This window comes from uncultured Metabacillus sp., from assembly GCF_947503125.1.
GTDB lineage: Bacteria > Bacillota > Bacilli > Bacillales > Bacillaceae > Metabacillus.
This window is the reverse complement of sequence record NZ_CANNCR010000014.1, coordinates 46043-59751: the sequence shown is the minus strand read 5'-3', so window position 1 is coordinate 59751 and position 13709 is coordinate 46043. Positions and strand designations below refer to the sequence as shown.

Here is a 13709-nt window from a genome sequence, read left to right as displayed (position 1 = left end):
GATTATCCATCCTTTCTACAATTAATTATTCATGTAATTCCCTAGAAGACAGTTATCTCTGATGATAACAAAATCACTTAAACTTGAATCACCACTCCTTTCGTTTGTTTCAAATCATATATAAAACGATCTCTTTTCGGAAAAAGTCGCAAAAAAAATAAAAGTTAGGTCTCTTTTACTAAATAAAAAACCAAATGTCCTATTTATGGGAAATTTCCCAACTTACCCTTTTTTATCCATTTGATTGGTTCATAAATCTTGAGAAAGCCTGATCATATCCCTGCATTGGATACCGTTCTCGAATATTTCTTCTTGATAATGTCTAACGAAAAAATCTCTATCAATACCAATTATTCTAAACCCACACTTTTGATAAAGAGCAAGTTGATCAATGCTTGAATTTCCAGTACCAACTTCAATTGTTTTGAACCCTTTCTGTTTGGATGTTTGTATTGCATGGAGTACTAATCGTTTCCCAATCCCTTTTCCCTGCTCTTCTTCTAAAACCGCGATGTTTACCAATTCGACGGTTTCTTGTCTTGTCGGAAGAAGCACATAAACCCCAATCAAATGATTTTCCTTTTCAGCTATATAGCATTCTCCTCTATTCGCATACTCGTTAACAAAGTTTTGAGAAGGGTCAGCCATTAAAAGCAAATTCATTGGTGCTTTATCATCTCTATTTAGTTTTCTGATTTTCATATGGATCTCCTTTATCGAAGTTTTACTTTCCATTGATTTACCTTTTTCATGAATCTTTTACTCTTGTACTCCTTAACAATTAGATATAAAAAAGAACAGGCAAGCTGACCTGTCCAAATAAAAAGATGAAATTCAAACTACTATTCATTCAATCCCAGTGATGTTAGGTAATTCTTAACTAGTTTTTCAGCTTTTTCTTCGGAATTCACGCCAAAATCAGATGTCATTGTACGTGTTATTGCTAGTAATTGATCCTCTTTTATTCCTGCTGTTAAAAATCGATCTACAACATAAGCAACTGTTTCATCAATCTCTTTTTCCATTAACAATCTAGTCATTTCAATTACTTTCCCCCTACCATACTAGAAAACAAAACATTAATATGACAAGATTTACTATACCGTGAAAAAGGTGAAAAATTTGTAAATTGGTGTCGTTGTCGAACGTTTTTTTTAGTTAGTTGTCATTTTTCCATTTTATTGTTTATTTGTTACTGGTTTCAGAGCATCTTCTAAGAATAGTTGGTATAAATAAAGAATAACTGATGATGAAACACTTAATAAAAAGAGTTGTATCCTAGTCATATTTTTCATTATATAAATTTTTAGCTTTTCAAATAAAGTTACCCACTCAAATTCTGACATCAGATGGTGGAACAATTAATGTATAAAAATACATAGTATCGTCAGAACTCTATATAACATACATTATAAATCAACTAGAACATTAACAAAAGGAGCTGTTACACTTGCGTTACACAGTCATTACAGGACAAATCCCGAGTCTTCCTGGGTATGAAATGGCCCATTATCTTTACCCTTCTGGTTATCATCCTCATCTTGTTCCATATATTTGGTGGCAGCCATCTTTTACAGTACCTGGTCAACATGGGATACACCATGTTTATTATTTAAGATGACGCCGTAGTTTTCATTTTTTGAAGCGACTTACCCTTTTAAATATAGAATCACAATAGCCAAAATGATAAATCCAATTAGAAAAAATGGTCCGATTCCTGAAGTATATACGATGTGAATTTTAACGTAAAGAACTATATTAACGATAAAAATGATAAGTAACAAAAAACTCAATAACATGATTACGTGTTTATGTTTATTTCTATACAAACTATCAGCCCCTTTTTGGAAGCTAGTTTTTAGATCTTAATTAATATCATTCACCTTACCCATATGTTTTGCCTTTATCAAACTTTATGAAAGATATACCTTGTATTATTCTGGAAAAAAATCTATGCGTCCCCCTTTAAAAAAACTTGTTTTATCATTTTTGTTTAAAAACAGTATCATCATTCAGTTTCTTAAAGATCTGTATAATAACTTTTTCCTTTTAATTAAACCGGTATTTTTTCAATAAATGAATATTATTGCTATTTAAAGTTCATTTTAATGGTAAAACAAGTACGAGGTACTCATATGATATTTGATACATTTTCTGAGTTTTATAAAAAAAATATGAATTTAAATGAAGAAACCATCCAGGCTTGGATTGATAAAACATTATTTACCTACCATTGGTGGTTAGGTGTTATACTGATCATTGTGCCTTATATCCTTTGGTTTAAATTTAGAAAACGAAAAAGTGCTGATAGACTTCATTATGCTGGACTCTTTGTTGCATTAGCCTCTTCAACTTTGGACTATGTGGGGACGTTTTTTGGATTATGGAAGTATGATTATGAAGTTATTCCGATTGTGCCAACCTACACCCCCTTTAGTTTTGCTATTTTGCCTATCACGGTGATGTTTATTTTGCAAATTAAGCCAAAGATTAATCCATTCCTTAAGGCCTTTGCTTTTGCAGTATTTTCTTTGATTGCTTTACCAATTGTAAAGGGAATTGGAATATATGACCCTGTAAAATGGAACTACTTTTATTCATTTATTATTCAATATATCATGTATCTTATTGCTCATTACCTTGGTACAAGAAACAGATTTGCTGAACTAAAAGAACAAAAATAATAGGTGAGAAACAACATTCCCACCTTTTTTTGTGTTTATAAAACAAACTGCCAATCTTCTAATCCTTAAAGTGATCAGGGTGTGACAGACAAATGCTTAAAATTCAATTAAGTTTTCTTTTTCACTAAATATTTCATTATAATAAATCCAATCACTAAGCCTGGTATCAAACTCAACATCGGAAGCCAGACTGGGCCAAACAGGATTCCGAAAAAGTGCAGCTTCGATGAATAAATACATCCAACGGTTACAAAGTAAGCTGCAAATACAAAAGGTAAAAAAGAATACGCTTGTTTTCCTCCGCCTGCATCCTTCCATGCATCCCAATCCCACATCGAATAGAAATATAAATCATACCAATCTGGAAGATTACTCGTGCTTAAAATACGTTCTGACAAATTACTATTACTCTCAATTTCTATCTTTAATCGCTTAGCAAGCGGCTGAACAGTTTTCATCGCACGCTTATATGGACTCGAAATAATCCGCTCAACCGTGAAATCAGAGAAAAAGTTAGATAGTTCAATTGCTTGATTAAAACCGCGGACTGTAAGGTCTGCATCGGCTTCCTGCCCATTAGCTTCACAATGTCTTACAAGATAAATGATTTTCACCTAAACCACTCCATTATTAAATCGTAAACACGAACCTTTATGTCCAATGCGGGTTCCAAACTACTTCCCATAAATGACCATCAGGATCTTGAAAATGTCCGGAATAGCCACCCCAAAAGGTTTCATGTGCAGGATCTGTGATGACAGCACCAGCTTGTTTAGCTTGCTCCATGACCAAATCGACTTCTTCTTTACTGTCTACATTGTGACCAATTGTAAATTCGGTCGCGCTTGGAGCTGTCAAAGGTATTTTTGCTTCATGAGAAATATCCTTTCGATTCCATATTGCAAGCTTTAAACCCGACTGCAGATCGAAAAAGGCAACAGCACCGTGCTCAAATTCTTCGCCTTCGATTCCTTTTGTCGGCAAACCTAGTCCGTCACGATAAAATGTTAACGACCTTTTCAAATCATCTACACCTAACGTAATCACTGTAATTCTCGGTTCCATTTTTACCTCCATATAAAAGCTATGTATTTATATTTTTTACTGATTCAGTTGAATTTCTTAAATTATGGCTGTAAATCATCATTTAAGCAAAATTCGATTCTTTGTCTAAACCATTGAGGTATGTAATGATAGAAACAATGGTCCCCACATAAATCCTTTACTATTTTTCTATATATTACCATATGAACAATTGTTGGGTCAAAATTCTCTAACTTATTTACTAGAAACATAGCTAATTAGTACATTCTACAGCTATTCTTTGTTCGTCAGAAAAAAAGTGTTACCATTTTTACGGTAACACTTTTTACTAAATGTATTAAGCTGAACGTTTTTCTAAAGAAGCATGCTTGTTCTTTTCTTTAAGACTTAGCATTACAATAAAGGATACGCAGTATAATGCTGCTAAATAAGTCATGGCGATTGTCATATCATAGCTTTGCAAAATATATCCGACAAGAATTGGCGAAAGGCCGCCAACGGCTCTACCAAAATTAAAAATTGTATTCGTTGCGGTGCTGCGAATTTTAACAGGATAAAAACTGCTGATTAATGCACCATATCCAGCAAACATTCCGTTAGAGAAGAAGCCAACGATCGCACCGCCGATTAAGACACCTGCACTTCCTTCAGCAAACGAATATAAAAATACTGCTGATGCTGAAGCAAGAAGAAATATTCCGTATGACCGTTTTGCACCAAATCGATCCATAAATTGTCCAAAGGTCAGCATTCCGATAATCATTCCAACAGCTGTACTGATTGTCCAAAGCGCTGAACCGGAAACCGACAATCCTTGTGATTGTTGCAGCATGGATGGCAGCCAGATCATCAATCCATTGTAACCTGCGATCTGCACAGTTGCCATAATCGCTAAAGATAATGTTGTAAAAGCAATTCTTGGTGTTTCAAATAACTGCAGCAGTTTACCTTTCTCTTTTTTGCTTTCAACTTTCTTTTCTTTTTGAGCAGCTACCCATTCCGGTGATTCATCTAAGTTTTTGCGTACAAGATAAGCAAAAATGACGGGTAGGACACCAACAAAGAATAATGCTCGCCAACCGAATAAAGGAAGAATCATCGCACTAAGCAAGGCTGCAAGAATAACGCCATATTGTGCACCGACACTTACATATGAAGAAACTCTTCCTTGTTTATTCTTTGGCCACGCCTCTGCAACAAGCGCCATCCCGATGCCATATTCTCCACCAGCACCTAAGCCGGCAATGAATCGATATAAGTAAACCTGTTCAATATTTGTAGCTAGTCCAGTTAAGGCTGTTCCAATTGCAAACAAAATAATAGTATAAGTGAAAATTCGTACTCTCCCAAATTTATCAGCTAAAATTCCGAATAATACACCACCAATTAGCATTCCAATATTTGTTATGGAAGAAATAAGACCGCCAGTAGCTAAATCAATGTTAAATTCGGATATAATCATTGACATCGCAAATGAGATAAACATGATGTCCATGCCTTCCAATGTTAAACCTGCTACAGATGCAACGACTGTTTTTTTACGATAATTCATTGTAGTTCCACCCTCCGTTGTGATCTTGTCATATCTCTTTTTACTTTGAAGGAATGGAGTTTGAATTCATCCATTCTCTTTTCAAGCCTCACGGGACTCTGATTAAAAGAGGTACTTATTAATAAACTTAAAAATGCCCTTTGGTCACAGAGGACAAAAGGGCATAATAAGACATACATGAATCCATAAATTAGTTTTCACTTGCCACCCTTTTCGGCCTCTCTGGACCGTATTAAAGGTAAAAATATTATTTTGATATTATACTAACAGGTTTAACAAGCTGATTCAATAAAAAAATGATCTTCCCACGTCTTTGGAGAAAATTGTGATTTTTAAAGATGGTATTTTCTGGACTATCCTTCAATTTAATATTTTTCCTATATTTACTTTAACGACATATTTGTCATACTCGTGACATATAATGTATCAATCTCATAGGAAGGAGGAGAAACCAATGGATAATCGGATTTTCTTATTCCTTGCTACGATTTTATCAGGTTTTGCACTTATTAAAGTTCCTTTAGCTGGCTCATTCCTTGAAAGCGTTTCACCATTTACTAATATTCTCGGCATACTAACTGTTTTAGTCTTCTCACTCGTCTTACTTTATCATGGCGTAAAAGGTTTATTTAGTAAGTAAATACGTTTTAGGAAGGCACTCTTGATGGGTGCTCTTCTTTTTTAAAAACATAAGTTTTAATTAATCTATATCAAAAGAAATAGGTGAGGAAAACATGTTTGCTGTTTATTTTTTTGAAAACAAAAATCTTTTATTAAGTCAGCTTCTTAGACGTGTTCCAACTGATGGTGAGGAATTAAAAATTAAAGGCCGAAAAGGTAAAGTCGTAAATGTTACGCAGATAGATGAAAACAAATTTTTTGTACAGCTTCAATTAGAAATTGTAAATAAAAATAAACTTAGTTTAGAACAGGTAAAAAAGAAAAAACGATAATGCATATTGAAAAACGCACATGAGGTTTCTATGTGCGTTTTTCTATTTAAACAATTAAAAATACATCCTAATGATTCTTTTTATTTCTGCCACCCGACTCTGAATCAATTGATGTGAAATTGGCAAATATGGTTGGAGCTCTTTCCAACTTTCCTTCATATCTTCCTCTGAATTGTTCAAAAGCAATATACGACTTCCATAATCTGCAATCTCCTGCAGACACCAGCGATAAAAATAAAATTCGAATATTTCCTCATCTATGATTGTATTGGGACGTTGCATAAGATAACTTGTTAAAAAGCGTTTAAAATCAACTGGTTCTCCATCAACTTCAATAAAGTTCATAAGGTCTCGTTCTACAGGCGCTATTTTGATTTCTCCCCAATCAATGATAAATAATTTCTCATCGTTATCACGTAATATATTTGCAAAATTAGCATCACCATGCGTCATCACAAGCTCTACTGGTAATGCAGAAAATTTCATTTGCATTGTTTTCATTTTCTGTAGGACTTTTAGTAAATCATCTCTTTCGTTCTTAAATAATAAAGCTGTTTTTTCCTTATAATCATTTTCCCTAAGATCATGATGTGCTGATATTTGTAAAAGCTTGCGAATTGTTCCCTCAAAAGGATTTTCAAATTGTTCTATTGGGATTTGTTCAAATACTCTACAGTCTATTGAATGTAAATCTGCCATCAGCCTAGAAATCGGTTCTAAATAAAAGTTAAAATTTTTTTGATCATAAATGGAGCTACCGTTAATGTATGGGAAGAGCGAAATGGCATTATCGTTTATTTTTAACAACTCTTTCCCGCTGCATGTGGGGATTGGCGCTACTACATACTTCTTACCATATTGATGGCAAAGAGTAGAAACAACTGATAATGCAAATGAAAGATAATTACTATCATCCATTTTTTCAACTTTTGCAAAAAAGCTTTTCCCGCTCTTAGCTTTAATATGGTAACCATACCCTCCCTCTCCTTTTGGAATGAAATGAACCCCATTTATTTTCCCAATTGGGTAAGCTTCTTCTATTATTTGTATAAGGGTTTCAGTATTAATCCCGGAGTTATCTCTTTTCATATTGCCTCCCTCCTATATATCATAAAACGAACAAAAGCGAAAGCGCCTCGATCAGCCTAGGGCAAATAAGACGAATTGGAATAGAAGGCGTTTTTTGCCTTCAATTCCAATTTGGCTAGACCCTAGAGGGGCTAGGCGCTGGCAGTCAAAAACGCGACGTCCTGTCGCACTGACTGCACTTGCACATCCTATGCTTCGGAGCTGGATGTCAAAGCGCTTATCTACAGTTCAAGAATTTTATATTTTCGTGAACGAAGAAAAAGGCTGCTAGTAAAACAGCCTCAATAAGATTTTAAACATCCTGACTTATTTTCTGGACGAAATATTAATTCCTGCTTTCTTTTTAAGAACTTATACTAAACTCAGGAATCTCAATTTTTACCTCACTGCCTTGTTCAGATGAGCGTAAGATGCCATCGATAATCGCTTGGTTAATGACAATTTGTTCCCCAGGGATTGGCGCAGGTTTTCCTTCCTTTATTGCCACAACAAAGTCGCGAACTTTTTCATAGAAAATATTTAGCTGATGATTTTGTACAGGAATCGTTGATTCAGCATGATGGCCTTTTATATCATGGAATAGGCTGATTGAACCGATTCCCCCATCCCATACACCGCTCCAAGGACCGCTGCCTGCAGGAGTTAGTTTTAAGCCGGCGTCAGTTCCAAGGAAGATCGTAGGTCCAAGAGAGTCCATATGCATTGCCCATGATATTTTGAAATTCAACACGATGCCGCCTTCTAATCGGACCATCGCCACTCCAAAATCTTCTACCTCAAACTTATTCGCTTCAGGATGATAGAGCGGATTTGTTCCAAAATGGTTAGACGTATAAGCTGATACAGTAAGTGGCTTAGGATAGCCAAGCGCATTTAAGGCAAGATCCAGTGAATAGCAACCGATATCCGCCATAGCTCCTGCTCCTGCTAATCGTTTATTAATAAATGTTCCACCTGGCATCCCGCGTCGGCGTCCCCCTCCGGTTTGAACATAATAAACATTCCCTAATTGGCCAGATTGAACAATCTCTTTTACTGCCTGCATATTCGGATCATACCTTGGTTGAAAACCAACTGAAAGGATCTTATTCGACTTTTGTGAAGCTTCAACCATCTCAATTGCTTGATCTAAGGTAACAGCCATTGGCTTTTCAACAAGCACGTTTTTCCCAGCAAACAGAGAATCAATGCTTGTGTTGTGATGGGCAACATTTGGTGTACAAATACTGACTCCATCAATATCCATTTTTAATAGCTCTAAGTGATCATCAAATCCCTTTGCTTCTATTAATTCAAGCTGTTCAATAAATTGCTCTGCCTTGCCCGGAATGACATCGGCTACAGCGACAATTCTTACATCCGGCATTTGCTTATAGGCTCTTGCATGGGCAGCGGCAATTCCACCGCTGCCAATAATACCGATATTGATTGTATTAGACATCTACTTTCCCTGCTTTCTATTCGGTCAGCTAACAGTATTGATCGGTTGATAGCCTGCCGCTTGATAAATTCTTTCAGTTAATGTTACGACTTCTTTTGCAAATTCCCCTGGGACCATTACTTCTTGATTACCTAAAATGGCCTCAATAAAGCTTTTATCCGAATTAGTTGTTTGCATTGGGAGCTCAGGTTCAATCGCTTCTTGACCTAAAAGCCTGAGCGTAATCTTCCCATTATCATAGAAAATTGCTCCATTTTCCCCACAAAAAACATAGGTTTCATGCCAGCATGGGGCATTTCCGATAATATTCAGTCCGGCAACTACATTATTTTCAAAGCGGATTGCGGTAAATGAATCCTGCTCGACAGGTGTTTGATGCAGCTCCATTTTTGCTTCAACTTCAAGAGCCTTTAAGCCTGTCGTCCATAAAAGAACATCAACAATATGACTGCCTGAATCCATCAGCATACCTCCACCTGATAACGAAGGATTTTGCCGCCAAGTCCCCTTTGTTAAATGTTTCCAATCTTGATATAAAGAAGCAGTGATTGATGTAAGCTTGCCAATTTTGCCGTTAGCAATTGCTTCGCGTATATAAAGGAAAGCCGGTTCAAAATGTCTTTGGTAGGATACTTGGAGCAGCTTGTTTGCTTCCTTCGCTAACTCGATAAGCTCTTCTGCTTCTTTTAATGAACAGGCCATCGGCTTTTCAATCAGAACATGACAACCATGGTTGATGCTATCAACTACATGCTGATAATGAAGGGTATGCGGTGAGCAAATTAACACCGCATCCATCGGGATATCCTCAAGCATGTCTTGATGGCTATCAAACTCTTTAACACCTTCAAGGTGAAATTTCTCAATTAACGTCTTCCGATTGTTCTCATTCGGATCAGCTACTGCAACAATATCAGCATGTTCGATTTCACCTAATTGTTTCACATGCAAGTGAGAAATGCCGCCTGTGCCAATAATACCTAACCTTATTCTTAACATCTCGATCACCCCGTTAACATTCTTTTCCGACATGCAGATTGGAAGCGAAACAAACTTTTATTAATTTGTAACGAAAGAGGATTGTTCTTCAAAATAAACAGCTTTACCTGTTTTAGCAGATTCATAGATTGCTTCTAAGATTTGTGTAACAACAAAAGCTTGTTCAGGTTTTACGACAGGCTCTGTGTCATGAATGATATTATCAATCCAAAGGCGGGCTTCTAAATCTGCATCTGATTCTGCCTTTCCATCGTAAAAGGCCACTCCGCCTGGTCCAAGATCAACTTTTGTCGTGTAAAGCTTACCGAAGCTTTCACCATTGATTCTCAGTCCATCCTTCATATCAGCGCCACCCTCTGTTCCGCTAAGTGAGCATTTTGCTTCATCCACATCCAAAGAATTTAATGCCCAGCTTGATTCCAACACAATCGTTGCGCCATTTTCCATTGTGATAAAGCCAAATGCAGAATCTTCAACAGTAAACTTTTCAGGATCCCACGGTCCCCATGCATTTGCTGCATTTTTCTTTTGGCTTAATTTATGGTATGTCGAACCCATAACAGATTTAGGCTTATAGTTATTCATCATCCACAAGGTTAAATCAAGTGCATGTGTACCAATATCAATCAATGGTCCACCGCCTTGTTTTTCTTCATCTAAGAATACGCCCCATGTCGGAACTGCACGGCGGCGAATCGCATGTGCCTTCGCATAATAAATTTCACCTAAATCTCCGCGTTCACATACTTTATGTAAATGCTGGCTATCTGGACGGAAGCGATTGTTATAACCGATTGTCAGCTTTTTACCAGAACGTTTTGCAGCCTCTAGCATTGCTTTTGCTTCAGCAGATGTTTTTGCCATTGGCTTTTCACACATTACATGCTTCCCTGAATCAAGCGCCGCTACTGAAATTTCTGCATGGGAATCATTTGGCGTAAGGACATGCACTACCTCAATTGTTTTATCTTGAAGAAGATCGCGGTAATCGTCATATACCTTTGCATCTGGTGTACCGTATTCAGCCGCCGCTTTTTCTGCTCTTTCTACTAAAATGTCACAGAATGCTACTAGTTGAACATGTTTTAATTTTGATAAGCTTGGCATATGCTTACCGTTTGCGATTCCTCCACACCCGATAATGGCTACCTTTACTGTTCTTGTCATTTTCATTTCCTCCTAGATTTCTTTATTTAAAGTAAATTTCAAGATGTTCTTTAGCTTTTATAATTCCTTGCTGTTCCTTCTCCATAGAGCCCCAATAACGATGATCTTCCAATTCAATACTAATTGGTCCTTCATAACCGATCTTTTCCAAACGAACAGCTACTTTCGCCCAATTAACATCCCCTTGTCCCGGAATTGTATATCTCCAAGGCCCTTCTGAAAAATCATAGTGAACGCCAAAGGTGGCAGCAATGTTACCGCATTCATATTGCTCATCAAATAAAATTTCGGTGTCTTTGCCATGACAGTAATTAATTCTGTCGCCAAAATCACTCATGACTCTTAGATAATCAATCCCAAGTCTAACTAAATGTGATGGGTCATAGTTAATCCCAAAATGTCTCGAAGGGATCGCATCAAACATGGCTCTTAACATTTCAGGTGTACTGCCCAAAGTTGGATAGTATGGCGCTGGTCCCGGCCAACCTTCTAATGCAAGATAAATCCCTTCTTGTTCTGCATGTTCGACAATACTAGGAAACGTTTCTTTCCAAATTTCAAAAGCATCTTTGCGTGACATCGTGATATCCTCAGGAACAAGACATATAAACATCACTTTCCCGCCTAGACGAGAGATTTCTGTTATTTGGTTTTTAAGCGCTTCCACAGCTTCTGTCCGTGCAGCCTCATCTTTACTTAAAAGCTTCGTTTGTCCAACAGCTCCAACACCATCAATCGAACCTACTTCAAGTCCGTTTGCCTCAAGGACCGCTTTCACTTCTTCGTTATAATAAGGAACATCAATGACATCAATGCCAATGCTAGAAGCCCACTTTGCTACGGATTCAATTCCGTCAGCACCAATTTTTGGTGGAATTCTCATACCTATTTTCTTCGTCATGCCAACAACCTCCTGCTATAATCATATATTTTTATAAAACTATTTAATTCCACTAAACGTGATTCCTTGAATAAACGTTTTTTGTAGAAAGAAAAACAAGATAATAATTGGTAGTGTCATCATTGTTGATACAGCCATCATTAATCCCCACTCAGTACCCATTTGCGTTTGGAATTGCTGAAGTCCTAATGACAATGTATATTGGGTTTCATCTGTTAAGTAGAGTAATGGACCGATAAAATCTGTCCAGCTGCCCATGAATTGGAATAACCCTACTGCTAGAACGGCAGGATTTGCCAATGGAAGCATAATTTGCCAATAAATTCGAAATTCGCTAGCTCCGTCAATTTTAGCCGCATCCCTTAAATCATTCGGCAGCCCTAAGAAGAATTGACGTAATAAAAAGATGTAAAAGGGTACGCCGAAAAAGGCAGGTACAATTAAAGGAAGCGGTGTTCCGACCCATCCCATTTTGTTAAAGATCAAAAATAATGGAATCATCGTTACCTGACCAGGAATCATCATGACCGCAATGGTAATGAAAAAAAACACATTACGTCCCTTCCATTCCAACTTCGCAAAGCTGTAAGCTACCAGGGGACATGTTAGAACAACACCAAGTGTACTTACTAGCGTAATCACAACCGTATTGTTTAAATAAGTAAAAAACGGGATATATTCCATTGCATCCAAATAATTTGACCACTGAAACGGTTTCGGAATCCATTCCGGCGGGTAAGAAAATACTTGAGTAATAGGTTTCAAGGATGTTGATACCATCCAGATAAATGGAATAATAAAGAAGCACGATGCGATAATTAAGCATAAATGTGACAAGGTTTTCTGAAATTTAATCTTCCCTTTTGCACTCATTTCATCTGACTCCTTTCTACTTCCCTTGGTAATGAACCCAACGGTTAGAAGTAATAAAGATTACAGCGGTTAGGGCCATAACAATGACGAAAAGGATCCATGCCATTGCTGAAGCATATCCCATTTGGAAAAATTTAAATGCATTATCATAAAGATGCATGACATAAAACGTTAATGAATTGGCTGGAGTTCCTTGCCCCTGGGTCATTGTGTACGGCAAGGTAAACTGTTGGAATGCCCCGATTGCACCCATGACCAAGTTAAAGAAAATAACTGGAGTCAGTAATGGCAATGTTACGTTTCTAGTTTTCTGCCACCAATTTGCACCATCAACCTCAGCTGCCTCATAGAGTTCCTCTGGAATATCGCCTAGTCCAGCAAGATAAATAATCACCGATTGACCAATTCCCCAAAGTGACATTAAAATGAGGGAAGGTTTTGACCATAATTCACTTCCAAGCCAGTTTGGTCCTTGAATACCAATCATATCAAGCATCCCGTTTATAAGACCAAAACCAGGATTTAATAGCCACATCCACAAAACCGCTAAAGCTACATGCGGTACGAGTGTCGGTAAAAAGAAAATTGTCCGATAAATAGCCATTCCTTTTATTTTCATATTCAACATCATTGCTAACGCGACACCGAATATAATACTTAATGGAACGAATAATACTGTGAAATAAACGGTATTATAAATTGATTTCCAGAATAAATCATCCTTGAAAAGATCTTGGTAATTTTTAAAACCAACGAATTCCCCAGGTTGCAGGATGCTATACGTTGTAAAACTGAAATAGATTGAAGCAATAAGCGGAAAAGCAAAAAACACTGTAAAACCGATAATCCAAGGTGAAGCAAAAAGCCATCCGTGAAGATTTGAATTGTTCGATAATTTCTTTTTCTTCACAACAACAGGTTCCTGAAGGCGAGTTTGTTTCGTTACTTCCGCCATATAGATCCCCCTTTCAACTAGTTAAGTAAGGAGGGTGACTCAAAATAGCTC

General features: G+C 36.9%; 16 protein-coding genes. 4 read left to right on the top strand and 12 right to left on the bottom strand.

Annotated features, from left to right (window positions below; translation table 11 throughout):
* Window positions 1-249 precede the first annotated feature (249 nt).
* Together Q1B07_RS11935 and Q1B07_RS11930 are read right to left on the bottom strand one after the other, a co-directional pair.
* A complete protein-coding gene (locus Q1B07_RS11935) occupies window positions 250-702 on the bottom strand; it encodes a GNAT family N-acetyltransferase (protein WP_299089913.1) in 453 nt (150 codons plus the stop codon).
* Window positions 703-842: 140 nt separating this feature from the next.
* Window positions 843-1040 carry a hypothetical protein gene (locus Q1B07_RS11930; RefSeq protein ID WP_299089915.1) on the bottom strand — a complete coding sequence of 66 codons (198 nt, stop codon included), beginning with the start codon at window positions 1038-1040 and terminating at the stop codon, window positions 843-845.
* 410 nt (window positions 1041-1450) lie between these two features.
* On the opposite strand from Q1B07_RS11930, the gene Q1B07_RS11925 reads away from it, so the two are divergent.
* Both Q1B07_RS11925 and Q1B07_RS11920 read left to right on the top strand, forming a co-directional pair.
* Window positions 1451-1621 carry a hypothetical protein gene (locus Q1B07_RS11925; RefSeq protein WP_299089917.1) on the top strand — a complete coding sequence of 57 codons (171 nt, stop codon included), beginning with the start codon at window positions 1451-1453 and terminating at the stop codon, window positions 1619-1621.
* 514 nt (window positions 1622-2135) lie between these two features.
* On the top strand, window positions 2136-2684 hold the full coding sequence (locus tag Q1B07_RS11920; protein WP_299089920.1) for a CBO0543 family protein: 549 nt from the start codon (window positions 2136-2138) through the stop codon (window positions 2682-2684).
* 107 nt (window positions 2685-2791) lie between these two features.
* Here the strand turns inward: Q1B07_RS11920 and Q1B07_RS11915 are convergent, their stop codons facing one another.
* From Q1B07_RS11915 to Q1B07_RS11905, 3 genes are all read right to left on the bottom strand, one after another.
* A complete protein-coding gene (locus Q1B07_RS11915) occupies window positions 2792-3298 on the bottom strand; it encodes a histidine phosphatase family protein (RefSeq protein ID WP_299089923.1) in 507 nt (168 codons plus the stop codon).
* 37 nt (window positions 3299-3335) lie between these two features.
* Window positions 3336-3749, bottom strand: coding sequence for a VOC family protein (locus Q1B07_RS11910; RefSeq protein WP_299089925.1), 414 nt, complete (start codon window positions 3747-3749; stop codon window positions 3336-3338).
* Between the two features lie 316 nt (window positions 3750-4065).
* Entirely contained in the window at window positions 4066-5280 is a 1215-nt protein-coding gene (locus Q1B07_RS11905) for an MFS transporter (RefSeq protein ID WP_299089928.1), read from the bottom strand.
* Between the two features lie 454 nt (window positions 5281-5734).
* Here Q1B07_RS11905 and Q1B07_RS11900 point away from each other — a divergent pair, with 454 nt between their 5' ends.
* A complete protein-coding gene (locus Q1B07_RS11900; RefSeq protein ID WP_299089931.1) occupies window positions 5735-5920 on the top strand; it encodes a hypothetical protein in 186 nt (61 codons plus the stop codon).
* 94 nt (window positions 5921-6014) lie between these two features.
* The gene (locus Q1B07_RS11895) at window positions 6015-6233 is read left to right on the top strand and encodes a hypothetical protein (RefSeq protein WP_299089933.1); all 219 of its coding nucleotides are present in this window, start codon (window positions 6015-6017) and stop codon (window positions 6231-6233) included.
* A 54-nt stretch (window positions 6234-6287) separates the two neighbouring features.
* Here Q1B07_RS11895 and Q1B07_RS11890 read toward each other — a convergent pair whose 3' ends face one another.
* The 7 genes from Q1B07_RS11890 to Q1B07_RS11860 all read right to left on the bottom strand — a co-directional run bounded on the left by Q1B07_RS11890 (window position 6288) and on the right by Q1B07_RS11860 (window position 13658).
* On the bottom strand, window positions 6288-7322 hold the full coding sequence (locus tag Q1B07_RS11890) for a phosphotransferase (protein WP_299089936.1): 1035 nt from the start codon (window positions 7320-7322) through the stop codon (window positions 6288-6290).
* A gap of 343 nt (window positions 7323-7665) precedes the next feature.
* On the bottom strand, window positions 7666-8763 hold the full coding sequence (locus Q1B07_RS11885) for a Gfo/Idh/MocA family oxidoreductase (RefSeq protein WP_299089937.1): 1098 nt from the start codon (window positions 8761-8763) through the stop codon (window positions 7666-7668).
* Between the two features lie 24 nt (window positions 8764-8787).
* Window positions 8788-9762: a Gfo/Idh/MocA family oxidoreductase gene (locus tag Q1B07_RS11880; protein ID WP_299089939.1), complete on the bottom strand. Its 975-nt coding sequence runs from the start codon at window positions 9760-9762 to the stop codon at window positions 8788-8790.
* Window positions 9763-9822: 60 nt separating this feature from the next.
* Window positions 9823-10929: a Gfo/Idh/MocA family oxidoreductase gene (locus Q1B07_RS11875; protein WP_299089942.1), complete on the bottom strand. Its 1107-nt coding sequence runs from the start codon at window positions 10927-10929 to the stop codon at window positions 9823-9825.
* A gap of 22 nt (window positions 10930-10951) precedes the next feature.
* The gene (locus tag Q1B07_RS11870) at window positions 10952-11830 is read right to left on the bottom strand and encodes a sugar phosphate isomerase/epimerase (RefSeq protein ID WP_299089945.1); all 879 of its coding nucleotides are present in this window, start codon (window positions 11828-11830) and stop codon (window positions 10952-10954) included.
* 39 nt (window positions 11831-11869) lie between these two features.
* Window positions 11870-12703 carry a carbohydrate ABC transporter permease gene (locus Q1B07_RS11865; RefSeq protein ID WP_299089948.1) on the bottom strand — a complete coding sequence of 278 codons (834 nt, stop codon included), beginning with the start codon at window positions 12701-12703 and terminating at the stop codon, window positions 11870-11872.
* 16 nt (window positions 12704-12719) lie between these two features.
* Window positions 12720-13658: a carbohydrate ABC transporter permease gene (locus tag Q1B07_RS11860; RefSeq protein ID WP_299089951.1), complete on the bottom strand. Its 939-nt coding sequence runs from the start codon at window positions 13656-13658 to the stop codon at window positions 12720-12722.
* Window positions 13659-13709: the final 51 nt, after the last annotated feature.